Origin of the sequence: Salinispora sp. H7-4 (genome assembly GCF_013416675.1) — a bacterium.
Lineage (GTDB): Bacteria > Actinomycetota > Actinomycetes > Mycobacteriales > Micromonosporaceae > Micromonospora > Micromonospora vitiensis.
Map to the genome: position 1 here is coordinate 78,409 of NZ_JABZED010000004.1, position 26,429 is coordinate 104,837.

The window sequence follows — 26,429 nt, forward strand, 5'->3', positions numbered from 1 at the left end:
CGCCGGGGCAGCTCCGGCGTACCCACATTATGCGCGGTCGGGTCGGACCAGCCCGCGGCGTACACCGCGGCACCGGCCGCCCCCGTCGATCCCGCCGCCGACGCGTCGGCTGACCGCCGGGTCAGGTCGGCACACCGGTGCCCGACCCGGCCGGACCTCGCGGTTGCCGGCATCCGGACCTCGCGGTTGCGAGGAAATACGACTCCAGCACCTTGCAACCGCCGGAGATGAGCGGGGAAACACCTCTCGGATGCAGGCGCTAAGGTGACCGGGTGACGAGGTTCCGGATCGGGGAGGCGGCCGAGCTGCTCGGGGTGAGCGCCGACACCGTCCGTCGTTGGATCGACGCCGGGCGCATTCGGGCAGAACGCGACGAGCACGGACACCGCGCCGTGGATGGGGTGGATCTGGCGGCGTTCGCCCGCGCGCAGGCAGCCGAGCGCGACGAGCGGTCCGACGCCTCGTCGGCCCGCAACCGACTACGCGGCATCGTCGTCGGCGTGGTCCGGGACACCGTGATGGCCCAGGTCGACATCCAGGCCGGCCCGTTCCGCATCGTCTCCCTGATGAGCCGGGAGGCCGTCGACGAGTTGGACCTGCGGGTCGGCTCGCTGGCCGTCGCCGTAATCAAGTCGACGAACGTACTGGTCGAGCGGGCTACGCCGCCGGCCGGCACCCGGGGAAGGCCGGCGCCGTGAGGCCGCGTACCTCGGTCCTGGCCGGCGCCGTCACGCTGATCCTGGCCGGCTGCGGCACCCCGGGTGGTGAAGCCGTCGGCGGTGGCGTGACCGGCACGGTGACCGTCTTCGCCGCCGCGTCGCTCACCGCGACGTTCGACCGGATCGGGCGCGACTTCGAGGCAGCCCACCCCGGCAGCACCGTCGTGTTCAACTTCGCCGGCAGCTCCGCCCTCGCCACCCAGATCACCGCAGGCGCCCCGGCGGATGTCTTCGCCTCCGCCGCCCCGCAGCACCTGGCCACCGTCACCACCGCCGACGGCACGGACGGCACACCGGCCGTCTTCGTCCGCAACCAGCTCGTCATCGCGGTCGCCGCCGGCAACCCCGAGGGGATACGGAGCCCGGGTGACCTGACCCGGCCCGGGCTGAAGGTGGCGCTCTGCGCCGAGCAGGTGCCGTGTGGATCGGCGGCCCACCGGGCGCTCGACGCCGCCGGCGTCGCGCTGACCCCGGTCACCCTGGAGGCGGACGTGCGGGGGGCCCTGGCGAAGGTACGGCTGGGCGAGGTGGACGCCGCCCTCGTCTACCGCACCGACGCCCGCGCCGCCGCGCCGGAGGTGGCGGCGGTGGAGTTCCCCGAGTCCGCCCAGGCCGTCAACGACTACCCGATCGCCGTGTTGGCCGACGCGCCGAACCCGGCCGCGGCCCACGCCTTCGTGGCCCACGTCCGCTCCGCCCGGTCGCGGGCGGTGCTCACCGAGGCCGGGTTCCAGGCGCCGTGACGCTCACCGAGCATCCGGTCCGTCAGTCCACGGGCGCCCGCCGGCCGCGCGGCGCCCGGCGGCGAGGCAGTGGCGTCCCAGTCGCGTTGCTGCTGCCGGCGCTGTTCGGTCTGGCCTTCCTGACTTTGCCGCTGATCGGTCTGCTGGCCCGCACCCCGTGGAGCACCCTGCCGCAGCGGCTCGCCGAGCCCGGGGTGCTCGCCGCGCTGCGGCTGTCGCTGCTCACCGCCACCCTGGCGACCCTGCTCTGCCTGCTGCTCGGGGTACCGCTGGCATGGCTACTCGCCCGGGTGGATTTCCCCGGCCGGCGGCTGGTGCGCGCCCTGGTCACCGTGCCCCTGGTGCTCCCGCCGGTGGTGGGCGGGGTGGCCCTGCTGCTGGTCTTCGGTCGGCGCGGGCTGATCGGTGGATGGCTCGACCAGACCTTCGGGTTCACGCTGCCGTTCACCACCACCGGTGTGGTGTTCGCCGAGGCGTTCGTGGCGATGCCGTTCCTGGTCATCGCCGTGGAGGGGGCGCTACGGGGCGCCGACCGCCGATACGAGGAGGCCGCGGCCACCCTCGGCGCCGGCCGGTGGACCGCGTTCACGCACGTCACCGTGCCACTGGTCGGCCCGGGCCTGGCCGCCGGCGCGGTGCTGTGCTGGGCCCGCGCGCTGGGCGAGTTCGGTGCCACGATCACCTTCGCCGGCAACTACCCGGGCCGGACCCAGACCATGCCGCTCGCGGTCTACCTGGCGCTGGAGACCGATGTCGAGGCCGCGATCGTACTCAGCCTGATCCTGCTCGTCGTCTCGGTCGTGATCCTGGCAGGGCTGCGCGACCGGTGGATCAGCACACCGTGACCGGGCACCTCCTGGACGCGCGCCTCGCGGTGGAGCGGGGCGACTTCCGGCTGGACGTACCGCTGCGGGTCGCCGCCGGTGAGGTGGTGGCGCTGCTGGGTCCGAACGGCGCCGGCAAGACGACCGCCCTACGGGCGCTGGCCGGCCTGCAGCCCCTGACCGCCGGCCACCTCACGGTGGCGGGCAGCGACCTAGACCGGCCGGACCGGCGCACGTTCGTCCCCGCCGAGCGCCGCTCGGTCGGCGTGGTCTTCCAGGACTATCTGCTCTTCCCGCACCTGAACGCGCTCGACAACGTGGCCTTCGGCCCGCGCCGGCACGGCGCCAACCGGCGGGCCGCCCGGCGCAGCGCCAGCGACTGGCTGGCCCGGGTGGGGCTGGTCGAGCACGCCCGCCGGCGCCCCGGGCAGCTCTCCGGCGGGCAGGCGCAGCGGGTGGCGCTGGCCCGGGCGCTCGCGGTACGGCCGGCCGTGCTGCTGCTCGACGAGCCGCTGGCCGCCCTGGACGCCCGTACCCGCCTGGACACCCGCGCCGAGCTGCACCGGCACCTGGCCGCCCACCCCGGCGCCACCGTGCTGGTCACGCACGACCCGCTCGACGCGCTGGTGCTGGCCGACCGGCTGGTGATCGTGGAGGAGGGCCGGGTGGTCCAGGAGGGTGATGCGGCCGCCGTCACCGCCCGGCCCCGTACCGACTACGTCGCCCAGCTGGTCGGGCTGAACCTGCACCGGGGCCAGGCCGAGAACAACCACATCCGGGTCGCCGACGACCTCCTGCTCACCGTCCCGGAGCGCCTCGACGGCGACGCCTTCGTCGCGTTCCGCCCCTCGGCGGTGGCGCTGCACGACGACCAGCCCGCCGGTAGCCCACCCAACACCTGGCCGGCCACGGTCGCCGGGTTGCAACGCCACGGTGACAACCTGCGGGTGCAGTTGGACGGGCCGGTCCGAGTAGCAGCCGACGTGCCGCCCGCCTCCGCGGCGACCCTGCGCCTGGTTCCGGGTCAACGGGTGTGGGCCGCGGTCGGGGTGACGGAGACGCACGCCTACCCGGCGGGGTAGCGGGCGCGGCGACGCGGTCCGTCTCGGGTTCGGGGCCGTCAGGTCCCGGGGCGGTACGGGGCGAGCGGATTGGCCAGCGTCCCCACGAGTTGCAACGCCCCCGCCGGATCGGCCAGGTCAACCATCTGCTGGTTGTCCCGCAGCTGGAGTCGGTTGAGGCAGGAGAGCGCGAACTCGGGCGCGAAGAGGTCGTACCGGCGGGCCCGCTCGGCCAGGTGCGGCACCCGGTCCAGGTATCCCGCGGCGGATTCGGCGACCGTCCGCCAGAAGGTCTCCTCCGGGCAGACCCCCGCCTCGACCAGCACGGCGTTGAGGTGCCGCAGGAAGCAGTCAACGACGTCGGTGAAGATCGACAGCAGTCGCAGCTCTTCCGGTACGTCGGCTCGGATCCGCTCCACCGCCGGGGGTAGCGGCGCATCGGCGCTCATCACCACGATCTCCTCGGCGATGTCCTTGAAGATCACCCGCTCGACCGCGCCCTCGTGCAGGACCAGGATGACGTTCTCGCCGTGCGGCATGAACGCGAGGTCGTACGCGTAGAAGGCGTGCAGCAACGGCACCAGGTAGGCGTCGAGGTAGCGGCGGAGCCAGGCCGCCGGGGTCAGCCCCGAGGCGGCGACCAGCGCGGCGGTGTGGGACCGGCCGTCCGGGTCCACATGTAGAAGCGAGGCCATGGTGGCCAGGCGCCGGCCCGGCGCCAACCCCTGCACCGGGCTCTCCCGCCACAGCGCCGCCAGCATCTTCCGGTACGGGGAGTAGCGATCCGTCGCCGCCTCGTACTGCCGATGCCGGTAGCCGACGGCGGCCCGCTCGCGCAGGATGGTCAACCCGGTGCCGCGGAACACCTCGTCGCCGTCGATCAGGTCGCCGAGCCAGTCGTTGATGGCCGGGGTGGCCGCCATGTAGGCGGCCGACAGGCCCCGCATGAAGCCCATGTTCAGCACGGACAGCGCGGTCTTCACATAGTGCCGGCTGGGTTCGGTGAGGTTGAAGAAGGTCCGGATGGACTGCTGGGCCCGGTACTCGTCCGGCCCCGCACCGAGGTAGACCAGGTGCCGGCGGGCCACCTCCCCGGCGAAGGTCACCGAGAGCTTGTGCTGCCACTGCCAGGGATGCACCGGGATCAGGTGATGGTCGGCGAGGTCCAGGCCGAGCCGGGCCAGGGTGGCGGCGAACCGGGCCCGGGTCTGGTCATCCAACTCGCCACGGATCAGGGTGTCGTAGTCCAGCTCGGCCGAGCAGCTGAAGGTCGAGTGGTCCCGGTGCGCGGCGAGCCAGATCAGCCGCACCGGCGCGGCGGCCTCCGGCGCGTACCGGTGGTACTCGTCGGAGCTGAACCCGAGCCGGCCGTTGTTGGCCACGAAGCAGGGGTGCCCCTCGGTCATCGCCGACTCCACGGTCTGGAAGTCGGCGTTGACCAGCTTCTCCGCCGCCGGCCCACCTCGGGCGAGCTTGTACGCGGTCCCGGCGAGGGTGGCGGTGATCTCCTCCAGGTAGACCGGCAGGACGCGGTCGGAGAGACCGAGTGTGTCGCGCAGTTCCAGGAAGAAGTCGCCGGCATCAACGGGCAGCGGCCCGGACTCCCCGTGCCGGGTGATGCGGTCCGGGTCGATCTGCCAGTGGTCCAGGGCGAGTAGCCGGGCGGCGAAACGATACTCGACCGTGCCGTCGTCGCTGCGGACGCGGTAGCGACCCGGTTCGGCCGGCATCGGCTCCGGGGTGAGCAGCCGTTCGTGGGCGAACTCGGCGAGGGCCTTGCGCACCAGCAGCCGGTTGGCCTGCTCCCAGCGCGCCGGGGTGAGGTGCGTGACGGCGTCGCCGGGGGTCATGCGGGCGCTCCTTCGGTGGCGGCGCGGAAGGCCGTACGGGTGCAGATGCTCAGGAGGGCGGTCTTCGCCGGTAGCTCCACCGGGCCGACGACCTGGAAGCCCACGGCGGCGTTCCGGGCGTGCACGGCGGTGTTGCGGATGTCCGGCTCGACCACGACCCGCTGGGTGGCGGGGTCGGCGAAGAGCCAGTCCAGCACCGTCGTGAGGACGGCATGGGTGAACCCGGGCACGGGCGCCTCGGTGGGAGCACAGAGGAAGTGCATGCCGACATCGCCGGGGTGCGCGTCGTACCGGCCCACGAGCTCCACGTGGGCCGGGTCGTAGCGTTCGGCGAGGAACACCGGCGCCCCCTCGTGCCACCCGAGGTACGCATCGTGGTGCCGGTGGTCGGCGATGCGCCGGTACTCGGCGGCGACCTGCGCCACGTCGGCGTCCTGCATCAGCCAGAAGGCCGCCTTCGGATGCGTCACCCAACGGTGCAGCAGCGGGGCGTCCCGGTCCGGGTCGAGAGCGCGCAGCGTGAACTCGCCCAGCAGCGGGTCTCGGCGGGTGTGCACGGTCACGCGTCCACCGCCGCCGGGGCCCCGAACTCCTGGAAGGTGACGCTCTTCTCCACCGGGTAGTACTCCCGGCCGAGCAGCTCCCGGATGAGGTACGAGTTCCGGTACGGTCCCATGCCCAGGTCGGGGGAGGTGACGCTGTGGGTGTGGGTGCCGCCGTTCTGCAGGAAGACCTCCCGTCCGGTGTGGTCGACGCTGTAGTTACGGGCGATGTCGAACCGGCCGTGGCTGTCCCAGCGGAGCCGGTCCCGGATCCCGTCCACGAACGCCGGCACCTGGAACCGGTAGCCGGTGGCCAGCACCAGGCCCTCGGTGTCGAGGGTAAAGTCCCGACCCTGCTCGTGGTGGCGCAGACCCAACGTGTACGTACCGGCGTCGTGGGCGGCGCTGACCAGCTCGGTGTTGGTGATCAGCCGGGTACGGACCGGGCCGTCGACGCTGCGCGCGTACAGCAGGTCGAAGATGCTGTTGATGAGGTCGGAGTTGATCCCCTTGAGCAGCCCGACCTGCTCGGATTCCAGCTGGTAGCGGGTCTCCTCCGGCAGCGCGTGGAAGTAGTCCACGTAGTCCGGTGACGTCATCTCCAGCGTCAGCTTCGTGTACTCGAGCGGGAAGAAGCGGGGCGACCGCGTCACCCAGTTGAGCTGATAGCCGTAGCTGTCGATGTCGGTGAGCAGTTCGTGGTAGATCTCGGCGGCACTCTGCCCACTACCGACGATGGTGATGCTCCGCTTGCTCCGTAGCGCGTCGCGGTGCTCGACGTAGCGGGCGTTGTGGAACGCGTCCCCACCCAGGCCCTGGCAGACGGCGGGCACCTCCGGCGAGGTGCCGGTACCGAGCACCAGGCGCCGGGCCCGGTGGGTGACCGGACCGTCGGCGGTCTCCGCGTGCACCACGTACTCGCCGTGGGCCTCGTCGTAGGACACCGTGGTGACGGTGTGCCCGAAGCGCAGGTTCGACAACCGGTCCGCCGCCCACCGGCAGTACGCGTCGTACTCCGCCCGCAGTGGGAAGAAGCTCTCCCGGATGTAGAAGGGGTAGAGCCGGCCGGTCTCCTTCAGAAAATTCACGAAGGAGAACGGTGAGGTGGGGTCGGCGAAGGTCACCAGGTCGGCGAGGAACGGCGTCTGCAGTCGGGTGGACTCCAGCAGCATCCCGGGGTGCCAGGAGACATCGGCCCGGGCCTCCAGGAAGAGCCCGTCCAGCTCGGAGATCGGCTCGGTCAGGCAGGCCAGGCCCAGGTTGTACGGGCCGAGTCCGATCGCGATGAAGTCGTGGGTGGTCATGTGCTTCTCCAGACGCGGTGTTGCAAAGATGATGTGGTCAGGCGACCGAGCAGGACAGGTCGGCGGGGCGACCGCTCCGCCCGGGGGCGTGGTCGTGCGCATACCGGCCGGCGTGTTCGGCGATCAGGTCCAGCACGAGGGTCACGTCCGCGCTCGTGGTCGCGGGATTGAGCAGGGTGAACTTGAGGTGCGCCCGGCCGTCCACCATGGTGCCGGCCACCATGGCGGCACCGGAGGCGGCGAGTTGGGCCCGGGCGTGCCGGTTGGCCTCGTCGGCCAGCTCGGCGTGGGTGCCGGCGGGGCACCAGCGGAAGACGACGGTGCTCAGCGGTGAGCGGGCGACCACCTCGAAGCGGGGGTCGGCGTCGGCGAGGGTCCAGGCGTCGACGGCGCGGCGGCAGACCTCGTCGAAGAGCGCGCCGATGGCGTCCGGGCCCATCACCCGCAGGGTCAACCACAGCTTCAGCGCGTCGAACCGGCGGGTGGTCTGCAGACTCTTGTCCACCTGGTTCGGGATGCGCTCGGCGACCGCCCGGGCCGGGTTGAGGTAGTCGGCGTGGTAGGTGGCGTGCCGCAGCACCTGGCGGTCCCGGACCAGCAGCGCGCTGGAGCTGACCGGCTGGAAGAAGGACTTGTGGTAGTCGACGGTCACCGAGTCGGCCTGCTCGATGCCGTCGAGTAGGTGCCGGCGGGTCGGCGAGACCAGCAGGCCGCAGCCGTACGCGGCGTCGACGTGCAGCCAGACGCCCGCGGTGGCGCAGCGCCCGACGAGCTCCGGCAGCGGGTCAATGGTGCCGAAGTCGGTGGTACCGGCGGTGGCGACCACCGCCATCACCGGCAGGTCGGCCCGCTGACAACGTTCCAGTTCCCGGTCCAGCGCCTGTGGGCACATCCGCCGGGCCGCGTCGGTCTCGATGGTGATCACCGCGTCCGGCGCCAGTCCGAGCAGCTTCGCGGCCTTCTGGACGCTGAAGTGCCCGGCGGCGGAGGTGAGGATCCGCAGCCGGGGCAGGAGCGCGGCCCGGGCGTCGGCATCCGCGGCGTGCGCGACGGCCTCCTCCCGGGCGAGCAGCAGGGCATGCAGGTTGGACTGGGTTCCCCCACTGGTGAAGATCCCGTCGGCGGCCGCTCCGAGGCCGATCCGGGCGGCCGTCCACTCGATCAACCGGCGTTCGATCAGGGTGGCGCCGGCGCTCTGGTCCCAGGTGTCCAGCGACGGATTGACCGCGGTGAGCATCGCCTCGCCGAGCAGCGCGGGGATCGCCACCGGACAGTTGAGGTGGGCCAGGGAGCGGGGGTGGTGGAACCAGACCGCGTCGCGCAGCCACAGCTCGTCCAACTCGTCCAGGGCGGTGGTGTGGTCGCCGAGCGGCCGGTTGAGCTCGATGCCGCCGACGAGCGGGGCCAGCTCGTCCGGGGTTATCCCGGTGAAGGGTCTCTCGACCGTCGCGACCCGATGGGCCACCCGCTCCACCCCGTCGGCGAGCGCCTGTCGATAGTGGTCGACCGAGCCATTGCCGAGCAGGTACGCCTGGGCGGCCTCGAGGGCCCCCGGTGCTGCGGACTCCGGGTCGGGTTGGGCCGAGGCGGGCCCCGGGTCGAGTGGTACGGCGTCAACGCGGCCTGCGGACGGGTTCATGGGTGATCCTCATGTTCATGGCGCCCGGATTAGGGCAGCCGCCATCGTCCGCCGTGCGCTGACGGCGGTTGCGGGAGTAGGTTCGGGCAGTCCCGGCCGGCGTCGCCGGCCGGGACACGACGGTCAGCTGACCTTCTTCGCACCCTTGATCGCGGTGGCCAGGTTCTCCAGCAACGGAGCGGCGCCGGCGTACGAGAATCGGGGCACGGAGTCCCAGGCGGTGACCTGGTTGGCCGCCACGGCCGGCAGCTGCGCCCAGGTCGGCTTGGTGGCGAGGTCGTCGGCCTGCAGCGCGGTGCCGCGGTTGTCGAGCAGCAGCAGGTCGGCCGGGAACTTGCCGGCGTTTTCCCAGCTGAGCGCTTCGAAGTAGTCGCCCGCCTCCAGCTTGGTGGGCACCACGAGGTCAACGCCGAGCTCGGCGAAGTACATCAGGTCGGTGCTGACCTGCGGGTTGGAGACGTAGAACAGGTCGGGGCTGCCGGAGCAGGCCATCACCTTGATACCCGGGTTGGCCTTGACGGCTTCGCGGACCGACTCCGCGGCGGCGTCGAAGCGGGCCTTCGCCTTGGTGACCGCCGCCGCGGACAGGTCCGCGCCGAGGGACTCGGCGAGCTGCGCGTACCGTTCGATGGGCTGGGTCATGGGCACCCGGGCAGTGGTGATCGCCGCGACCTGGGCGAGGGATACGATCTTGTCCTTGCTCTCGTCCGGCACGTACCAGAGCGCATCGGGGTCATACATGTGGGTGACCAGCAGTTCGGGCCGCAGGCCGGCGTACTTCTCCAGGTTGAACTCGCCCCAGGTGTTGCCGAGGATCTCCACGCTCTCCACGTTCAGCTCCCCGGCCTGCGGGTCCTTGCTGCCGTCGGCGCGGGTGGTCTCGCCGAACACGCCGACGACCTGCTTGTCGACGCCGAAGTCGACCAGCGCCGCGGCCACCCCGGTGAAGGCGACGACGCGGGTCGGAGGCGCGTCGGCGGAGAGCTTCTCGCCTCGGTCGTCGGTGAACGACCAGGGGCCGGAGTCAGTGTCGGCGGCGGGGGTGTCGGTGTCCTCGCTGCCGCAGCCGGCGAGGAGAGCGGCCAGGCTGACGCCACCGGCGGCAGCAAGTAGGCCGCGACGGGAAAGTCGACGGGCGGACGCGGGATGCGACATGTTAGATCTTTCGGTCGGGGTCGCGGGTGACCATGGACAGCGAGGTTAGGCTAACCTAACCGATGATGCTGTCAAGTCCTGCCCCCGCGTTTCGCACCAACTCGGAGCCCACCCTGTCCGTCACTCATTCACCGCCGTCCGCTGCGCAAACGGTTTCGGCGCACCCCATCCGAGGCGGTCGCACCGTCACCCGCGCCAGCGGCCTCGCCGCCGCCGTGCTCCTGCTCGCCGTCGTCGCGGTGCTCAGCATCGCCGTCGGGGCGAAGGCCCTCCCCCTCGCCGACGTCTGGCCCGCCCTGCTCGACCCCGGCGCGGACGAGTACACCGTGGTCCACCAGATGCGACTGCCCCGCACGCTGCTCGGCCTGCTCGCCGGAGCCGCCCTCGGGGTGGCCGGGGCGGTCATGCAGGCGCTCACCCGCAACCCGCTGGCCGACCCCGGGCTACTCGGCATCAACGCCGGCGCCTCGGCGGCGGTAGCCACCGGCACGGCCCTCGTCGGAGTCGCGGGACTGAACGGACAGGTCTGGTTCGCGCTGATCGGCGCTGCCGTCGTCACCGCCGCCGGCTACGTCGTGGGCGGCGGGCGCGGCGCCACTCCCGCGCGGCTGGCCCTCGCCGGCGCCGCGCTCAACGCCACCCTCTACTCGTATGTGAGCGCGATCATGCTGCTCGACACCGCCTCCCTGGAACGGTTGCGGTTCTGGACCGTGGGCTCGCTGGCCAGCGCCGAACTGGCCCTCGTCGGCACGGTGGCGCCGTTCATCGCGGCGGGGCTGCTGCTCGCCCTCGCCGTGGCCCGCCCACTGAACGCCCTCGCCCTCGGCGACGACACCGCACGGGCGCTCGGCGCGCGGCCGGCGTTGATCCGGGCCGCGGTCATCGCGGCGGTCACCCTGCTCTGCGGCGCCGCCACCGCCGCCTGTGGACCGATCGTCTTCGTCGGGCTGCTGGTCCCGCACCTGGTACGCGCACTGACCGGGCCGGACCTGCGGTGGCTGCTGCCGTACTGCGCCGTGCTCGCACCCGTGCTCCTGCTCGGTGCCGACGTGCTCGGCCGGATCCTCAGCCGCCCCGGCGAACTCCAGGTCGGCATGGTCACCGCCGTGCTGGGGGGACCGCTCTTCCTCTGGCTGGTACTTCGCGGGCGGGTGGGGCGGCCATGATCGTCTTGCGTACTCCTGGCGGTGTCTCGCTGCGCCTGCACCCGCGCGCCCTTGCCGTCGGCCTGACCTGCGCGCTACTCACCCTCGCCGGGGGCGTGCTGGCACTGGGCAGCGGCGACTACCCGATGAGCGCCACCGACGTGCTCCGCACCCTGGCCGGCGACGGTAGCCCGGCCGAGGAGTTCATCGTCCACGAGCTACGGCTCCCCCGCCTCGCCACCGCCATCGCGGTCGGCGCCGCGCTGGCGCTGGCCGGCGCCATCTTCCAGACCCTGGTCCGCAACCCCCTCGGCAGTCCCGACCTGCTCGGCTTCACCCAGGGCGCGGCGACCGGCGCGCTGGTGGTGATCGTCGTCGGCGGCACCAGCACGATGCTCTCCGGCGCCGCCGCCATCAGCGGATTCGCCACCGGCCTCCTGGTCTACGTGATCGCCTGGCGACGCGGGGTGCACGGCTACCGACTCGTGCTGGCCGGCATCGGGATCGCCGCGATCCTCACCGGGATCAACGGGTGGCTGCTCACCCGCGCCCCACTGATGGACGCCGCCCGGGCCGTACTCTGGCTCACCGGCAGCCTCGACGGCCGGGGCTGGATCCACGCCCTGCCGGTCCTGATCGCCCTCGCCCTACTCGGGCCGGCGGTGCTGGCCGGCGCCGGACCCGCCCTGCGGCTTATGGAGATGGGCGATGACTCCGCCAACGCCCTCGGCGTGCCGGTCGAGCGCCTGCGGCTGGCCCTGCTCGGCGCGGCCGTGCTGCTGGTCTCCCTCGCCTCGGCAGCGGCCGGCCCGGTCAACTTCGTGGCGCTCACCGCGCCACACCTGGCCCGACGACTCACCCGCGCACCCGGGCCCAACCTGCTGCCCTCCGCGCTGCTCGGGGCGCTACTCCTGGTCGTTGCCGACCAGCTCGCTCAGCGCGCCGTACCCGGCCACCAACTTCCGGTGGGCGTGGTGACCGGCGTGATCGGCGGCGGATACCTGATCTGGCTACTGGCAGCCGAGCGCCGGGCGGGCCGGCTGTGACCCCGACGGAGAACGGAGCACCGAAGATGCGGTCCCGGTTACGCGGTAGCGCGATGACCCTGGCGTACGAACGGCGGACCATCTCCCGCGAGTTGACCGTTGACGTTCCGGACCAGTCGTTCACCGTCGTCATCGGCCCGAACGCCTGCGGCAAGTCCACCCTGCTACGCGCCCTGTCCCGGCTGCTCCGGCCGAGCGCCGGTGCGGTCCTGCTGGACGGGGCGGACATCCACCGACGCCCCGCCCGGGAGATCGCGAAGACCCTCGGCCTGCTGCCCCAGTCGTCGATCGCCCCGGACGGCATCGCGGTGGCCGAACTCGTCTCCCGGGGGCGGTACCCACACCAGGGGCTGCTGCGGCAGTGGTCCCGCGAGGACGAGGCGGTGGTCGCCGAGTCGATGGCCGCCACCGGCGTCGCCGACCTCGCCGACCGTCCGGTAGCCGAACTCTCCGGCGGGCAACGACAGCGGGTCTGGCTCGCCATGGCCCTCGCCCAGCAGACCCCCCTGCTGCTGCTCGACGAACCCACCACGTACCTGGATATCGCCCACCAGATCGAGATCCTCGACCTCTGCGCCCGGCTACACGAGGAGGAGGGCCGTACGCTGGTCGCCGTACTCCACGACCTGAACCAGGCCGCCCGCTACGCCACCCACCTGATCGCGATGCGCGACGGGCAGGTGGTGGCGACGGGCCCGCCCCGGACGGTGGTCACCGCCGCGCTCGTCGAGGAGGTCTTCGGCCTCCCCTGCCGGGTCATCGACGATCCGGAGACCGGCACCCCGCTGGTGGTGCCGGCGGCCCGGCGCCGGAGCCCGATCGGAGTCACGACGTGACACTCTTCCGAGACCGGTGGGGTGTGCCGCACCTGCGGGCCGCCGACCCTGACGAGCTGGCCAACGCCCAGGGCCGGGTCACCGCGTACGACCGGGCCTGGCAGATCGAGGTGGAGCGGCACCGATCGCTGGGGGCGAGCGCCGCGTTCCTCGGCACCGAGGCGGTGCCGTGGGACCGGCTCGCCCGCCAGGCCCGCCTCGCCGACACCGCCCGGCGCTGCCACGCCCGCCTCGACCCGGCGACCGCCTCCTGGGTGGGCCGGTACGTGGCCGGAGTCAACGCCGGCTTGGCCGCGGGGGCGGCCCGCGACCCGCGCTTCGCCACCGCGGGGCTCGACGCCGGTCGGTGGGAGCCGTGGACCCCGCTGGCGATCTGGCTGGCCCACCACGTCCTCTTCGCCGGCTTCCCCAGCAAGCTCTGGCGCGAGCACGTCGCCCGGCGACTCGGCCCGGACGCCGTCGCGCTCTTCCAGGCGGACGCGCCGGTCAGCTCCGGCAGTAACGGCTGGCTGCTGGCCGGCGAACGTACCGCCACCGGTGCCGCCCTACTCGCCGGCGACCCACACCGGTACATCGAGGACCCGGGCATCTACCAGCAGATCCGCCTCGCCTGCCCGGCGTACGACGTGGTCGGCCTGGCAGTGCCGGGAGTCCCCGGCATCGCCCACTTCGGGCACACCGGCGAGGTCGCCTGGGCGATCACCAACGCGATGGCCGACTACCAGGACCTGTACGCCGAGCGGCTACGTCGACGGGGCGGCGGCGTGGAGGCGTACGGGCCGGACGGCTGGCAGCCGACTCATACCCACGCAGAGACGATCACGGTGGCCGGCGGCGAGCCGGTCGAGGTGGAGGTGGTGGAGACCGACCGGGGGCCGGTGGTCGTCGGCGGCCCGGAGTCGGCCGAGGCGATCAGCCTCCGCTACCCGCCCCGGGTCACCGGCGAGCTGGGCTTCGCCGCGTTGCCCGCGCTACTGCGGGCATGCACCGTCGCCGACGTTGACGCCGCCGTGGAGCACTGGGTGGAGCCGGTCAACGTGGTGCTCGCTGCCGACACCGCCGGTGGGTTACTGCACCGGGTCGCCGGTGCGGTGCCGACCCGCCCACCCGACAACGGCCTACGGGTCGTGCCGGCGTGGGAGCCCCGCTACGCCTGGTCCGGCTGGTGCCCGATGCCCCGGGCCACCGCCACCGAGGTCGCCGTGATGGCCAACGAGAGGGCTGTCTCCGCTCCGCTGGGGGTCGAGTTCGCACCCCCGCACCGGGCCCGGCGCATCCGCGAGCTACTCGACGCGACCGCCGGTTGGACGGTGGAGCGAATGGCCGACGTGCACACCGACACGTACACGGCCGCCGCCGGGCCGCTGCTCGCCCTCCTGGCGGGCCTGGCGGAGCTGCCGACGCCGGCCGCCGCGCTGCGGGACCGGCTGCTGAGCTGGGATCGACGGATGGCCGCCGACAGCGCCGACGCGGGCGCCTTCGCCGCCGTCCGGGCCGCCCTGGTCCGGCGGATCACCGCGCATCCGGCGCTGGCGTCGCTCGCCGACCCACCGGCGTACCCGGAGGTCTTCGCGCCCTGGTTGGCGCTGGCCCCTCGGGTGGGGACGGCGCTGGGCGCGCTGCTCGCTCCCGACGCGCTCCCCGGGCTGGACGCGCCGGCTCTGGTCCGGGCCGCACTGCTGGAGGTCGCGGGCAGCGACCTCGACCCGGCCATCGGCGGCGAGGCGGCCCGGTGGGGCGCCCGGCACCGGCTCGCGCCCTGGCGGGCGGTGCCGGTCACCGTGGTGGCGGAGCCCGGGCTCGCGGACAATCCGATGCCGGGCTACCCGGAGGTGGATGCCGGACCGGAACTCGGCGGCGAGCACGACTGTGTGCTCTCCACCTCCAGCGTGCCGGGGGTAACCGACCTGTGCCGGCGCGGGCCGGCCGCCCGGTACGCCTGGGACCTCGCGCGGCGCGAGAACAGCCGCTGGGTGGTGCCCCTCGGCGCTGATGGGGTGCCGGGCTCGGCGCACGACGACGACCAGCTGGCCGCCTGGCAGCGCGGGGAGCTGCTACCGGTGGTCACCGACTGGGACAAGCTGACTGAGGAGCGAAATGGGTGACCGGGTGGTCTTCGGACGGGTGATCGCGGGCTTCGGCGAGGTGCAGCTGCGGCCGGTGGATCCGGAGGGCGACCTGGACCTCATCCACGGCTGGGTCAGCCAGGAGCGGGCCCGGTTCTGGGGGATGCGCGACGCCGGTCGCGACCGGGTGGCGGAGATCTACCGCTACCTGGACTCACTCCCCACCCACCATGCCTGGCTGGCGCTACGCGACGGGGTTCCGGCGGCGTTGTTCCAGACGTACCAGCCGGACGCCGATCCGGTCGGCGAGGTGTACCCGGTCCAGCCCGGCGACCACGGCATCCATTTTCTGATCGGCCCGCCGGCCCGCCCCGCCCGCCCCGAGCCGGGTTTCACCGGCCACCTCTTCGGGCTCCTGGTCGACTTCGTCTTCGCCGACCCCACCCACCAGCGGATCGTCGCTGAACCAGACGCCCGCAACGAGCGGGCACACGCTCGACTGCGCCGTACCGGCTTCGTCGATGGGCCGCTGGTCGACCTGCCGGGCAAGCAGGCCCGGCTGATGTTCCTGGACCGCGCCGCCGCGGGCCGCTGAACGGGCCGCCGGGGCCGCTGAACGGGCCGCCGGGGCCGCTGACCGGGCCGCCGGGAGCGGGACGCCCGGGCACCGGAAGGATGGGGCATCGAGCGACGCTGGACCGTCGGGCGGGGGGCCAGGACGATTCCTCCTCCAACCGCGGTCGAGCCCCACGGAGGTTGGCGCAGCCCGGTTGTAGTTGGCGCAGCCCGATTGCGCCGAAGGGCGACTCAGGCGGCGAACGGGCCTCGGACCGTCACGCCCCCGTCGACGGCAACGCTTTGCCCGGTCACGTAGGACGAAAGCGGTGAGGCCAGGTAAACGGCGGTTGCAGCAGCATCGTCCGGAGCGCCAAGTCGGCGCAGCGGGATCTCGGGCACCTCGCCGGCAGGCTGCGTGGAATTTGCCACCGCCGTCGCGATGGCACCGCAGGACACGACATTCATGCGGATACCGTCGGCGGAGTACTCGGCAGCGACAGTCCTGGCGAGACTCACGAGGCCGGCCTTGGCGGCACCATAGCCGGCCTGCCTGGGTGCGGCCATTACCCCAGCGACCGAACCGACACTGACGATGGAACCGCCCTGCCCCTGGGCCAGGAAGGCACGGATCGCGGCGCGGACCGCACGGACGGCATAGCCAAGGTTCATTTCGTACGCGAGATCCCAGTCGTCGTCGCTCATCTCGTGCAGCCGCACCGCGGGCACGAACGCGACCTGCCCGCCCACGACAGTTACGAGCGTGTCAAGCCGCCCAAACTCGGCAATGGTGGCGGCAACAAACTCGTCCACAGTCGATTGAGACCGTACGTCGCCGACGAGGGGAAGGGCGTGGGCGCCTGATCCGATCAACTCCTCGACGACATCCCGCGAGCGCCCTTCGTCGATGTCAGCGACGGCGACGGCAGCGCCGGCCGAGGCGAACGCCCGCGAGATCGCCCGTCCGATTCCTCTGCCTCCGCCACCGATAACCAGCGCGTTCATGCCGTCGAGTGGTTGAGCGAGGCTGTGCATCGCTCAATTCTTTCATGGCGATGGGTGTCGTCGGTGACCCGACAGGACGACGGCCCGGTCGCATTCGATCTGGCCCGAGCTCCTTGCCCCGTGCCGACCGTGCCCCACCCCCGCCCCGACGGTCAGACCGGGTCGGCGCGACCGAGGCGCCAATAGCCCATGAAGGCCACTGCCCGACGATCCAGGCCGCGTTCGGTGACGAGGTGACGACGAAGGGTACGGATGACGCCCGCCTCGCCCGCCAGCCAGGCGTACAGCGGCGTCGGGAGAACCGAGATGGGCACCTCCCAGAGAAGCTCCACGTCCAGGTTGAGCTCGGTGACCGGCACCCCGACCGACGGACCGGACATCAACTCCGCCGCCGCGGCCGACACGGCCGAGACCAGCCGGCTGCCGGGTGGGTGTCCGCCTCGGGCCAGCCACTGCACCGCCACCCCGGGTGGCGCCGCCACCGGCTGCGCGTCGCCGACCTCCGGCACTTCCAGCAGCACCCGACCACGGGCGGTGACGGGGAGACGCTCCAGGATGGAACAGATCGCCGGCACCGCCGTCTCGTCGCCGGCGAGCAGGAGCTTCGCGGCGGCCGGTGGGCGGAACTCGACACCGCCGTGTTCGCCGCCGTGTTCGCCGTCGTGACCGGCATCCGGGCCGACGATCACGATCTGGTCTCCGGGCTGCGCTCGACGCGCCCAGCGGGTCGCCGGCCCACCGTCACCGTGCAGAACGAGGTCAACATCGACCTCGGCGAGCTCGGGACGCGCGGCGCGGACGGTGTAGGTGCGGATCGGATTGCGCTGGTGCTCCGGCAGTACCCGCCAGCGGGCGTACCAGTCCGGACCCTCCGGCAACCTGGCTTCCCGTTGGCCCGGCAGCGGGAATGCCAGCTTGACGCGCTGGTCGTAGCCGTTGTCGGCGAACCGGTCCAGGTCCGGGCCGGTGAAGGTAACCCGCACGAACGACGGGCTGAGCCGACGTACGGCGCGAACCTCGACGGTGAACAGCCGCCAGGGCGCAACGGGCAGGGTCTGGGTCATGATGCCTTCCGGGGTCGGACGTGGGAACCGGTCCCGCGCCGCACTCGACCCAGTTAGGTTAGCCTTACCTTGACCGCTGTCAAGTGGAGATCGACGCAGTCGAACGACTCGACCGGCCGACAGCTCGCCACCACGGCTCCCAAGGGCGGGGCAGGTCTTCAGCCCACATCACGACGGCGGTAGCGTGTCGCCACACCGTTGCCCGTGGGGTGGTCCCCGCCCCGGCGTGGCGCTAGCGATCGTACGGAGGATGCAGCCATGTCCCACGGCGACGAGTCGTTCGCGGTCAGCGACCACAAGGTGTCGCGGCCGGCTTTCGACGTCACCATGCGAGGCTTCGACAAACGGCAGGTGGAACGGCACCTTGACCAGCTCGACGGCGAGCTGCTCCAGACCGTGACCGACCGCAACCAGGCACACGCCCGAGCCGAGGCACTGACGGCCCAGCTCGCCGCCCTGGAGGCGGAGGTCACCGAGCTACGCGAGCGGCCAGCCCGGGTCGACCGTGCCGCGTTCCGCGATCTGGGACCGATAGTCGAGGAGATCCTGGTGCTGGCCGAACGGCAGGCCGGCATGATCGGCGAGGCGGCCGGACAGCAGGCCGCCGAGCTCACGGCGGAGGCGGAGCGGACGCTCACCGAGGCCCAGGAACACGCCGCCAGAACCATGCGCGACTTCGAGGAGGAGTTGGCTACCCGACGGACCGACCAGGAGCAGGCGGACGAGGAGCGGCGGACCGCCGCCCAGGCCGAGTTGGCCGAGATCCGCGCCGCCGCCGACCAGCTGCGGGAGGCGGGCGAGGCCGCCCACGAGCGGGCCCGGCAGGAGGCGATCCAGGTCGACGAGCAGAGCGCCCAGCGGATCGAGCAGGCCCGGGCCGAGGCCGAGGCGTTCCTCAGCTCCGCCCGCACCCAGATCCAGCAGGAGGTGCAGGCGGCCCGGACCCGAACCCAGGAGGAGCTGGCCCGCTGGCAATCCACTGTGGAGCGGGAGCTGACCGACCGGCGTACCGCTGTCGAACAGGAGATAACCGAGCAGCGGACCACGGCCGAGGGGGAGCTCGCGACCCAACGTACCGCCGCCGAGCAGGAGATCGCCGCGCTCATCGCCGAGGCCCAGGAGTACGCCGCGAAGGTACGCCAGCGAATCGACGAGCAGGCCGCCAGCCACCAGCAGCAGCTCGCCGCGGTGCAGCAGGACATCCGAGACCGTCGGGAGGGGCTCGGCCGGCTCCAGTCCGAGCTGGAGGCCGGCCAGCAGCAGCTCGCTCAGGTCCGCCAGGACGGCAACGCCATCGACCAGGAGCTGGCCAAGCAGCAGCAGCGACTCGGCACCACCCGTCGGGAGCTCGCCGACGAGCTGCACCGGCTGGAGGAGGCCCGGCGCGCGGCCGACTACGCCGACCAGCACGCCAAGGAAGTCAGGTCGCGAGTCAAGCGCGAGGCGAAGCGGGTGGCCGACCTGGCCGCGGCAGCGGTCATGGCAGCCGCTACCGGCGGTGCCGCGACCGCGGAGTACCCGCAGGTGGTCGCCCGCAACGTCCCCGCCGGTGGCGATGCGCCCGCGCCCGCGCCCGGCCAGGATCACCCGGCCAGCGGCCAGCCGGCACAGCTACCGGACGAGGGCGCCGGCGGTGACAACGGGCACCGCGGCGAGGCCTCGGAACTGCCCGGCGCAGCCCCGGCGCACCCCGACCAGCCGACCCTCCCTGGCGAGACGGTAGCGGTCGCCAGGTGACCACCACCGCTGCGCCGGCACCAGGCCGGCGGACCACCACCGCTGCGCCGGCGCCAGGCCGGCTGACCACCACCGCTGCGCCGGAGCCCAGACAGCTCGACCGCTACGGCTCAGTCCGCCCCGGACAGCTCGACGTAGTCGGCGGCGGTGAGTGGCCCCTGCGACAGCGACCCGTCCGCCCGAGGGACGCCCAGCGGCGCACCGTCACGTAGGAAGGACACCGAGTCAACCTCGGGGCGGGCGGTGAGGGTGCAGACGATCTGGCCGAAGGCGAAGACCTCGTCGCTCCGGCCAGCGCCCTCCGCCACCGACGGTACGTCCACCTCGGCCCGCGTCCCGGTGAGGCGGATGCCGGCCACGGTGACCGCGCCGAAGAGCGCGGTGGCCAGCCCTTCGGCCCGCTCGGCCTCGTTCGGCCCGGCCAGCAGGTGCTCCAGGTGTTGGTTGACCGTGGGCAGGACGTCGAGGCGACGGCGGACCAGAACGAGGCGGTCATCGCGGACGAAGTAGAGCGCTTCGGTGAACCGCCCGGCCGGGTCGGAGACCGCCGTACTCGGGGTCGGGAACGGCCCGTACGGCGCCTCTACCGCCCGCGGCTGGTCGTCGGTGGGCACACCGCAACCTGTCAGCAGCACGAGCAGCATGGCCACCGCCAGACGGGCCTTCACTCCACGCTCCCCGGTAGTTCCACCCGGAACCGCGCCCCGCCCCCGGGCCGGTCGGCGACCGTGGCGTGCCCGCCGTGCGCGGTCGCGTGCTGCGCGACGATCGCCAAGCCGAGCCCGGTGCCGTCAGTACCCCCGCGGGCGCGCGCGGCGCGACTGCGAACAAAGCGGTCAAAGATGACACCACGATCGGCCGCCGGTACGCCCGGACCGGCGTCGTCCACCTCGACGATGCCCGTGGCGCCGACCGCTGACAGCCGGACCGCGACCGGGCCCCCGCCGTAGCGGACCGCGTTCTCGAGCAGGTTGACCAGCAGTTGCTCGGTGCGCCGCCGGTCCACCCGCCACTCCGTGGGCATACCGGACTCGGGTTGCACCAGGTTCTCCGGCAGCTCCCGGCTCTGGCACACCTCGCTGGCGAGCGCGACGATGTCCACCGACTCCCGCTGGGCGGGCTGGTCGGTACGGGCCAGCTCCAGGAGATCGTTGACCAGTTGCTGGAACCGGCCGATCTCGTCGGCTACCAACCCCGCCGCGGTCGCGGTCCGTTCGTCGTGGTGTCCCCGCCGACGGGTCAGCACGCTCGCGGCGGCGTAGAGGGTCTGCAACGGCGAGCGCAGCTCGTGGCTCACGTCGGCGGCGAAGCGTCGGTCCCGTTCGTTCCGTCGGGCCAGCTGGTCAACCATGTCGTTGAAGGAGGTCGACAGGCGGGTCAGATCCGGGTCCGTGGCCGGGGCCAGCCGGGTCGTGAAGTCTCCGGCGGAGATCCGCTCGGCGGCGTCCGCGACGGCGGTCAGCGGGCGCAGACTGTGCCGGGTCGCGTACCAGCCGAAGGCGGCGCCGGCGCCGGCCACCATGATCGCCACGGCGGTCAACGCCAACGCGAGAACCTGGAAGGTCTCCTCCAACTCCCGTAGGGAGGTCAGTTCGTAGTAGCTGGCGCCATCGGGCAGTGGCACCCCAACCAACAGGGTCGCCTGCCCGGCCAGCTGGACCCGCTGCACCCCGGGCTGTCCGGCCCGGACCCGCTGCTGCAAGGCCACCGGCACGCTCGTCGCCGCCGTCTCGGCGGTACGCCCATACCAGGAGCCGTCGAGGTGGAGCAGAGGTCGCCGGGAGCTGCCGGTGTCCAACGAGCGGAGCACTTCGACGACGTCGGGGTCGTCGGTGTTCAACCCGATCCGTACGACGCCGGCGTCGAAGTAGGCGGCCCGTACAGCCGTGCGCTCCCGCTCGTCGAGCAGGCTGCGCCGGGTCAGGTCATAGGAGATCAACGCCATCGAGGAGGCCAGCAACGCGGCGCCGACCGCGAACCCGGCCGTCACCCGCGCGCGGAGCCCGAGATGTCTCATCGCTGCAGCTTGTAGCCGAGGCCACGGAGCGTGACCAGATGTCGCGGATTACCCGGTTCCGCCTCGATCTTCTGGCGCAGGCGCCCGACGTGCACGTCCACCAGACGCTCGTCGCCGCTGTCGTACCCCCATACCCGCTGCAGCAACTGCTGCCGGGACAACACCCGGCCGGCGTGCTCGGCCAGTTCGCAGAGAAGTCGGAACTCGGTGCGGGTCAACGCCACCGGCGCTCCGGCACGACGTACCTCCCCCGCCTCCGGGCTGATTTCCAGGTCCCCGATGACCTGCACCGCGACCGGGGTAGCCACCGTCCGGGCCCGCCGGCGCAGCGCCCGCAGCCGGGCGGACAGCTCCTTGATGGCGACCGGTTTGACCACGTAGTCGTCGGCACCGGCCTCCAGCGCGGCGACGATGTCGTGGGTGTCGTCCCGGGCGCTGACGACCACGATCGGGACATCGTCGTCGCGGCGCAGCTGACGGATCCCCTCGAATCCATCGATGCCGGGCAGCATCAGGTCAAACAACACGTTATCGGCCGGGTCGGACCGCTGCATCCGCAGCCCCTCCTCGGCAGTCGCCGCCCCTCGCGCGGTGTAGCCCTCCTCCTCCAGGGCGAGCAACAGTGCCAACCGGATCCGGTCGTCGTCCTCGATCACCAGTACCGCGGTCATTACGGCATCATCCCCGGCGCCCCGGCAACCACCCACTCCGGGGCAGCCGCCACACTTTTTGTCATGTGACTGTCATCCAACCGCACCGACCGCTACACGACCCACTTAGAGGGTGAGAGGCGTGTCGGGCCGCCCGCCGCGCCAACGCCGGCCCCATCCCACTGAGAGGAGGCAGCAGTGACCGGCAACGCCCTCATCCACGCCCTCGTCGTCGGCGTTCTCGTCGGCGTCTTCGTCGGCCTACTCGGGCGGTTCGTTCTCCCGGGCCGTGATGCTGCCCCGGTGTGGCTGGCCGTCGCCGTGGGCCTCGGCGCCGCCCTACTCGGCACCATCACCGCCCGAGTCGCTGGCGTCGATGTCGCTGCTCCCTCCGGACTGCGGCTGGCCGTGCAGGTCGGCTTCGCCGGCGCCGCGGCTACCCTCGCGGTCGTAACGGCGAGGCGTACGCCGGGGCCGACGAGGCGGTCCAATCGCCGGTGGCGTACCGCCGCCGACCCCTCGGCGCCGACGGACCAGGAAGGGAACCAACCATGACGGTCGTGCCAGACGACAACATGATGACCCTGATCTGCGATGGTTGCGGAGAGACCGCCGCCAGCACGGCCGTCGTGCTACCCGATGACGAAGTGGTCTGGACGCTCGTGTCCGAGCATGGCTGGAGCGGGTCTCCGTTCGCCACCGGTCCACACCGGTGCGCCGGGTGCACCCCACCCCCATCCCCGCCCGGCCGGGCCGCCCCCGCCCAGCCGCTCGGGGGCGCCGACCACGACGAGGTCGTCGAGGCCACCGCGACGACGGACCCGTTACGCACCGCGCTGAGCAAGGCCACCGAGCACGAGGGACGCGTGGTCGTCGACCTCTCCGCCGTCGAGCAGATCGACTCCGTCGGCCTCGGCCTACTCGTCCGGGCCCGACAGGAGGCTCGTCAGCGCGGCGCGGAGCTGTGCCTCCGCGCGCCCTCCCGGTTCGTGTTGACCGTGCTACACACGATGCGCCTGGACACCGCCTTCCCCGTCGTGACCGACCAACCAAACCCCACGAACGAACCCAAGGTGCTGGTGTGAACAGCGGACGGGCGCGTCGCGACCCGCGACCGGCCGCACCCCGCTGCCAGCTCCAGCGATGAGGACTGCCACATGGTGCCCTGGCCCTCGCCCGACGACGACCCGTTCCACCCGGCCTGGAACCCGCCGGCGCACCACGACGAGGACGCCCGGCTCGCCTCGATAGCCGCCCAGCGGCTCCGATCTGATTGGACGACGCGTCGCCAGCAGATCACCGTTACCGTGCAGAACCGGGTGATCATCCTGACCGGTATCATCGCCGACCTCGAAACCCGGCAGGTCGCGGGCGAACTCGCGTGGGACATCCCGGGCGTGGCCGACGTGTGCAACACCCTGCGAGTAGCGCAGCATGGACGCCGACAGCGCTGAATGGTCTATCTCGGCACGGGCCGGACCTGCTGCACACCATGCGCACCGGCCGACCCACCGTGGTCCGCGCCGCCGCCGTCGGCGGCGCGGCGGCCAGGAAGGGCGGCACGGTCGAGGGATTGAGCTGGGGCCTCGGCTCGATCCTGCTGATCCCGCAGGGGACCATCCCGCTGGTGTTCATCCTGGCCGACATCAACGTCAAGTCCTGGTTCCTGGCGATGTACGTACGACCCCTCTACGGCGTGCCGATCGCCATGGTCAGCCTCCTCGCCGGCGTCGCCCTGTACGCCCGGGCCATCATGACCACGGTCGACAACCGGGCCAAATCACCTCTACACCCCTCCTGACCTGCAGTTTTGTCGGATCTCAGCATCTTTTGGGCGACAGCTCCGCTGGGTGATATGACTGAGTTATCGGCAATCAATGACGCTCGTCGTCATCCCCTCCTCGCGCAGCGCCGGTCCGAGCGTGTCCCTGAGACCGGCTCGGCGAGTGACCACTTGAGGAGCTGCGGTGCGGAAAAGGCTTATCTGGCGAAATCGACGGCCCTTCGAGAACGCCGTCGTCTTCACCTCGCCCATGTGCGGCACGGTGATGCTCGTCCTGGGGGCGCCACCTTCGTTGGGGGTCGCCATGCCGGAGCCGATCCGCATCGGCTGGCAGCTGGGGCTGATCGTAGCCGGCCTGATCGGCATCGCCGGGCTGTTGTGGCCAGGCCGGTATGCCACCGGGCTCGGGCTGGAATTGGCGTCCATGCTGATGCTCGGCACTGTCACCAGCATGTACGCGATCACCATGGGGGTGGGTGGCGGTCTGGCGGCCGTCACCTCCGTCTCCTTCATCACCGCGGTGGCGCTCGCTTCATGGTGGCGGGGCGGGGAGCTCCTACACGATCTGTACCGGCTGGTCGAGCCGCAGCGCCCAGCCCCGGACCTGGCTGGTGAGTTCCCATGACAGCCCCACCCCCACCCCCGCCTCCACCTCCACCCGCGACCGACGCAGCAGCTGCCGCCCCACAGTGGCTCCAGGTCGTGCTGTCGATACTCGGCGTCCTGGGCGGCGCTGGCGGATTCGCGACCATCGCCGCGGTGGTGGTGAAGCGGGGAAAGTTCCGCGCCGAGGCGGCTGGTGTGATCACTGATACCGCCCTGACCCTGGTGCAGCCGATGCGAATCCGGATGGCCGAGTTGGAGGCCGAGGCGCAGACGATCCGGGAGCAGCTACGCGCCTCGAACGAGCAAAGCCGTCGGCTCCAGGCCAGCATCGCCCAGCTTCGCACCACGCTGGACAGCTGGTACGCACTGATCTTCGCGCCGGACGCCTCCCTCGGGTCGATCCGGCACGCAGTCCGCGAGGACCGCCGACGCATCCGGACGTCGGGCGAGGTCCGGGCCGAACCGACCGGTGACCGGTAGGCGTTCCGGACCCGGCGGCGAGCCGGCGTACGACACCGGGTCACCGGGTCGCGGCGAGCTCAAGGACCTCACCCGCCACGGGCAACGCCGCGTCCCGGTAGGCAGGAACGAGACCGAGGCGGGTTCGCCGGTCCAACAGATCATCAACGGTACGGGCGAGTTCGTGCCGGGCGGCCCAGAGTAGCTCGGCGCCGGTGACCGGGATCTCTGCGCCGATCGGCCGGTGCAGATGCGCCGGCGCCTCGGCCAGGACATTGACCGCCTCGACACCGTAGCGGGCGACCAGCCGCCGGGGGGCCGGGACCCGGGCCAGGTGGGCGGGGCTCGCGGCGCCCGGGAGCGGGAGACGGCGAGTACGGCAGACACCGGCGGTCAGGTTCCGACGATGCACCGCGGTGTCCACCGCGTCCTCGGCCATCCGCCGATAGGTGGTGAGCTTTCCGCCGACAACGCTGATGATCCCGTCCGGGTCGTCGATGACGGCGTGCTGCCGGGAAAGATCGGCGGTACGGTCGGCGGCGTCGGCGAGCAGCGGCCGGAGCCCGGCGTAGGCACCGAGGACGTCGCCGCGGTGTAGTGGCCGGTCGAGGACGCCGTTGAGCACGTCGAGCAGGAACGCGATGTCGGTCTCGGTGGGCTCCGGTACGTCCGGGATGGGCCCAGCCAGCGGCTCGTCGGTCAGCCCGACGTAGACCAGTCCATCGGGCTGGGGCAGCACGAGGACGTAGCGGGTGAACTCGCCGGGGACCGGGATGGTCAGACCGGCCCAGAGCCCATCGAGCGCCGCGGCGGGCAGTACGAGGTGGGTGCCGCGGGAGGGCCGCAGGCGCACGTGCGGAGTCAGGCTACTTGCCCAGACCCCGGTGGCGTTGATCACGGCGCGGGCAGCGATGTGCAGCGTCTCCCCGGTGCGGGTGTCCTCGACGGTGGCGCCGTCGCCGTGCAGGGCGACCACCCGGGCGCGGGGCAGGATGCGGGCGGAACGCGCCGCCGCCGCACGGGCCAGGCCGACCACGAGCCGGGCGTCGTCGCAGAGCTGGCCGTCCCAGGACAACCGGGCGCCGCGGAGGCCGACCCGACGCAACCCCGGTGCCATCGCGCCCGCCTCGGCCGGGCCGAGCCGTCGGGTTCCCGGCAGGGTCCGGCGGTTGGTTCCCGCGCTGACGCGGAGCAGGTCGCCGACGCGGAGCCCAACCGTCGCGGCCCGGTCCCGCCAACCGGCGGTGTAGTCGGTGGTGGGTAGCAACATCGGCAGTGCCCGGATCAGGTGCGGGGCGGTGCGGGTCATCAGGACGTGACGTTCGACCGCACTCTCGTACGCGATGCGAACCTGACCGTGGGCGAGGTAGCGCAGTCCACCGTGGACCAGCTTGGAGCTCCAGCGGGACGTGCCGTGGGCCAGGTCCTGGGCTTCGACGGCCGCCACGGAGAGGCCGCGGCTGGCCGCGTCCAGCGCCACGCCCGCGCCGGTGACGCCGAGCCCGACGACGAGGAGGTCGACGCCGGCGCCACCGGCCAACTCGGCGAGTTCCCGGTCCCGGCGCGGCCCGGTCAGCGTGGCGTCCACGCGCACACCCCCTTGCGGAAAAGTGACACTGAATG

27 protein-coding genes are annotated in these 26,429 nt (G+C 72.3%); 16 read left to right on the forward strand and 11 right to left on the reverse strand.

The window, feature by feature from the left end:
- Positions 1–272: 272 nt before the first annotated feature.
- The 4 genes from H0524_RS05540 to H0524_RS05555 are packed head-to-tail and all read left to right on the forward strand — an operon-like array spanning position 273 to position 3,368.
- Positions 273–698 (forward strand): molybdopterin-binding protein, encoded by a 426-nt coding sequence (locus H0524_RS05540; protein WP_018215722.1) that lies wholly within the window; start codon positions 273–275, stop codon positions 696–698.
- A complete protein-coding gene (gene modA / locus H0524_RS05545) occupies positions 695–1,462 on the forward strand; it encodes a molybdate ABC transporter substrate-binding protein (RefSeq protein ID WP_180197684.1) in 768 nt (255 codons plus the stop codon). Before H0524_RS05540 ends, modA begins: the two co-directional genes overlap by 4 nt.
- Positions 1,459–2,307 (forward strand): ABC transporter permease, encoded by an 849-nt coding sequence (locus tag H0524_RS05550; RefSeq protein ID WP_180197685.1) that lies wholly within the window; start codon positions 1,459–1,461, stop codon positions 2,305–2,307. The genes modA and H0524_RS05550 overlap by 4 nt, the downstream gene beginning before the upstream one ends.
- Positions 2,304–3,368, forward strand: a complete 1,065-nt coding sequence (locus tag H0524_RS05555; RefSeq protein WP_180197798.1) for an ABC transporter ATP-binding protein — start codon at positions 2,304–2,306, stop codon at positions 3,366–3,368. Before H0524_RS05550 ends, H0524_RS05555 begins: the two co-directional genes overlap by 4 nt.
- Before the next feature lie 38 nt (positions 3,369–3,406).
- Here H0524_RS05555 and H0524_RS05560 read toward each other — a convergent pair whose 3' ends face one another.
- The 5 genes from H0524_RS05560 to H0524_RS05580 form a co-directional block, all read right to left on the reverse strand.
- Positions 3,407–5,197, reverse strand: a complete 1,791-nt coding sequence (locus H0524_RS05560; protein ID WP_180197686.1) for an IucA/IucC family siderophore biosynthesis protein — start codon at positions 5,195–5,197, stop codon at positions 3,407–3,409.
- Positions 5,194–5,760 (reverse strand): GNAT family N-acetyltransferase, encoded by a 567-nt coding sequence (locus tag H0524_RS05565; protein ID WP_180197687.1) that lies wholly within the window; start codon positions 5,758–5,760, stop codon positions 5,194–5,196. The genes H0524_RS05560 and H0524_RS05565 overlap by 4 nt, the downstream gene beginning before the upstream one ends.
- Positions 5,757–7,043 carry a lysine N(6)-hydroxylase/L-ornithine N(5)-oxygenase family protein gene (locus tag H0524_RS05570; protein ID WP_180197688.1) on the reverse strand — a complete coding sequence of 429 codons (1,287 nt, stop codon included), beginning with the start codon at positions 7,041–7,043 and terminating at the stop codon, positions 5,757–5,759. Before H0524_RS05570 ends, H0524_RS05565 begins: the two co-directional genes overlap by 4 nt.
- 37 nt (positions 7,044–7,080) lie before the next feature.
- On the reverse strand, positions 7,081–8,682 hold the full coding sequence (locus H0524_RS05575; protein WP_180197689.1) for an aspartate aminotransferase family protein: 1,602 nt from the start codon (positions 8,680–8,682) through the stop codon (positions 7,081–7,083).
- Between the two features lie 123 nt (positions 8,683–8,805).
- Positions 8,806–9,837 (reverse strand): ABC transporter substrate-binding protein, encoded by a 1,032-nt coding sequence (locus H0524_RS05580; protein ID WP_180197690.1) that lies wholly within the window; start codon positions 9,835–9,837, stop codon positions 8,806–8,808.
- 65 nt (positions 9,838–9,902) lie between these two features.
- Here H0524_RS05580 and H0524_RS05585 point away from each other — a divergent pair, with 65 nt between their 5' ends.
- Genes H0524_RS05585 through H0524_RS05605 form a run of 5 tightly spaced genes read left to right on the forward strand, consistent with a single transcriptional unit; the run spans position 9,903 to position 15,525 of the window.
- Positions 9,903–11,003, forward strand: a complete 1,101-nt coding sequence (locus H0524_RS05585; protein WP_180197691.1) for an iron ABC transporter permease — start codon at positions 9,903–9,905, stop codon at positions 11,001–11,003.
- The gene (locus H0524_RS05590) at positions 11,000–12,028 is read left to right on the forward strand and encodes an iron chelate uptake ABC transporter family permease subunit (protein WP_180197692.1); all 1,029 of its coding nucleotides are present in this window, start codon (positions 11,000–11,002) and stop codon (positions 12,026–12,028) included. Before H0524_RS05585 ends, H0524_RS05590 begins: the two co-directional genes overlap by 4 nt.
- 26 nt (positions 12,029–12,054) lie before the next feature.
- Positions 12,055–12,864 carry an ABC transporter ATP-binding protein gene (locus H0524_RS05595; protein WP_180197693.1) on the forward strand — a complete coding sequence of 270 codons (810 nt, stop codon included), beginning with the start codon at positions 12,055–12,057 and terminating at the stop codon, positions 12,862–12,864.
- A complete protein-coding gene (locus tag H0524_RS05600; RefSeq protein ID WP_180197694.1) occupies positions 12,861–14,969 on the forward strand; it encodes a penicillin acylase family protein in 2,109 nt (702 codons plus the stop codon). Before H0524_RS05595 ends, H0524_RS05600 begins: the two co-directional genes overlap by 4 nt.
- Entirely contained in the window at positions 14,962–15,525 is a 564-nt protein-coding gene (locus H0524_RS05605; protein ID WP_180197695.1) for a GNAT family N-acetyltransferase, read from the forward strand. Before H0524_RS05600 ends, H0524_RS05605 begins: the two co-directional genes overlap by 8 nt.
- A gap of 212 nt (positions 15,526–15,737) precedes the next feature.
- Here the strand turns inward: H0524_RS05605 and H0524_RS05610 are convergent, their stop codons facing one another.
- Together H0524_RS05610 and H0524_RS05615 are read right to left on the reverse strand one after the other, a co-directional pair.
- Positions 15,738–16,490, reverse strand: a complete 753-nt coding sequence (locus H0524_RS05610) for an SDR family NAD(P)-dependent oxidoreductase (protein ID WP_180197799.1) — start codon at positions 16,488–16,490, stop codon at positions 15,738–15,740.
- A 152-nt stretch (positions 16,491–16,642) separates the two neighbouring features.
- Positions 16,643–17,554, reverse strand: coding sequence for a siderophore-interacting protein (locus H0524_RS05615; RefSeq protein WP_180197696.1), 912 nt, complete (start codon positions 17,552–17,554; stop codon positions 16,643–16,645).
- A 258-nt stretch (positions 17,555–17,812) separates the two neighbouring features.
- Here H0524_RS05615 and H0524_RS05620 point away from each other — a divergent pair, with 258 nt between their 5' ends.
- A complete protein-coding gene (locus H0524_RS05620) occupies positions 17,813–19,291 on the forward strand; it encodes a hypothetical protein (RefSeq protein ID WP_180197697.1) in 1,479 nt (492 codons plus the stop codon).
- A gap of 110 nt (positions 19,292–19,401) precedes the next feature.
- On the opposite strand, the gene H0524_RS05625 is transcribed toward H0524_RS05620, so the two are convergent.
- The 3 genes from H0524_RS05625 to H0524_RS05635 are packed head-to-tail and all read right to left on the reverse strand — an operon-like array spanning position 19,402 to position 21,979.
- Entirely contained in the window at positions 19,402–19,959 is a 558-nt protein-coding gene (locus tag H0524_RS05625) for a GerMN domain-containing protein (protein ID WP_180197698.1), read from the reverse strand.
- Positions 19,956–21,308, reverse strand: a complete 1,353-nt coding sequence (locus H0524_RS05630) for a cell wall metabolism sensor histidine kinase WalK (protein ID WP_180197699.1) — start codon at positions 21,306–21,308, stop codon at positions 19,956–19,958. The genes H0524_RS05625 and H0524_RS05630 overlap by 4 nt, the downstream gene beginning before the upstream one ends.
- On the reverse strand, positions 21,305–21,979 hold the full coding sequence (locus tag H0524_RS05635; RefSeq protein ID WP_180197700.1) for a response regulator transcription factor: 675 nt from the start codon (positions 21,977–21,979) through the stop codon (positions 21,305–21,307). Before H0524_RS05635 ends, H0524_RS05630 begins: the two co-directional genes overlap by 4 nt.
- Positions 21,980–22,156: 177 nt before the next feature.
- Between H0524_RS05635 and H0524_RS05640 the strand changes: the two genes are divergently transcribed.
- The 6 genes from H0524_RS05640 to H0524_RS05665 all read left to right on the forward strand — a co-directional run bounded on the left by H0524_RS05640 (position 22,157) and on the right by H0524_RS05665 (position 24,827).
- Complete coding sequence (locus H0524_RS05640) at positions 22,157–22,513, forward strand: hypothetical protein (RefSeq protein WP_180197701.1); 357 nt, start codon at positions 22,157–22,159, stop codon at positions 22,511–22,513.
- Positions 22,510–23,043: an STAS domain-containing protein gene (locus tag H0524_RS05645; protein ID WP_180197702.1), complete on the forward strand. Its 534-nt coding sequence runs from the start codon at positions 22,510–22,512 to the stop codon at positions 23,041–23,043. The genes H0524_RS05640 and H0524_RS05645 overlap by 4 nt, the downstream gene beginning before the upstream one ends.
- Before the next feature lie 72 nt (positions 23,044–23,115).
- Complete coding sequence (locus tag H0524_RS05650; protein WP_180197703.1) at positions 23,116–23,412, forward strand: BON domain-containing protein; 297 nt, start codon at positions 23,116–23,118, stop codon at positions 23,410–23,412.
- 38 nt (positions 23,413–23,450) lie between these two features.
- Positions 23,451–23,759 (forward strand): hypothetical protein, encoded by a 309-nt coding sequence (locus H0524_RS05655; protein WP_180197704.1) that lies wholly within the window; start codon positions 23,451–23,453, stop codon positions 23,757–23,759.
- 166 nt (positions 23,760–23,925) lie between these two features.
- Entirely contained in the window at positions 23,926–24,366 is a 441-nt protein-coding gene (locus tag H0524_RS05660; RefSeq protein ID WP_026322177.1) for a hypothetical protein, read from the forward strand.
- Positions 24,367–24,443: 77 nt separating this feature from the next.
- Complete coding sequence (locus H0524_RS05665; RefSeq protein WP_180197800.1) at positions 24,444–24,827, forward strand: hypothetical protein; 384 nt, start codon at positions 24,444–24,446, stop codon at positions 24,825–24,827.
- Between the two features lie 40 nt (positions 24,828–24,867).
- On the opposite strand, the gene H0524_RS05670 is transcribed toward H0524_RS05665, so the two are convergent.
- The gene (locus H0524_RS05670) at positions 24,868–26,394 is read right to left on the reverse strand and encodes a glycerol-3-phosphate dehydrogenase/oxidase (RefSeq protein WP_180197705.1); all 1,527 of its coding nucleotides are present in this window, start codon (positions 26,392–26,394) and stop codon (positions 24,868–24,870) included.
- Positions 26,395–26,429 lie beyond the last annotated feature (35 nt).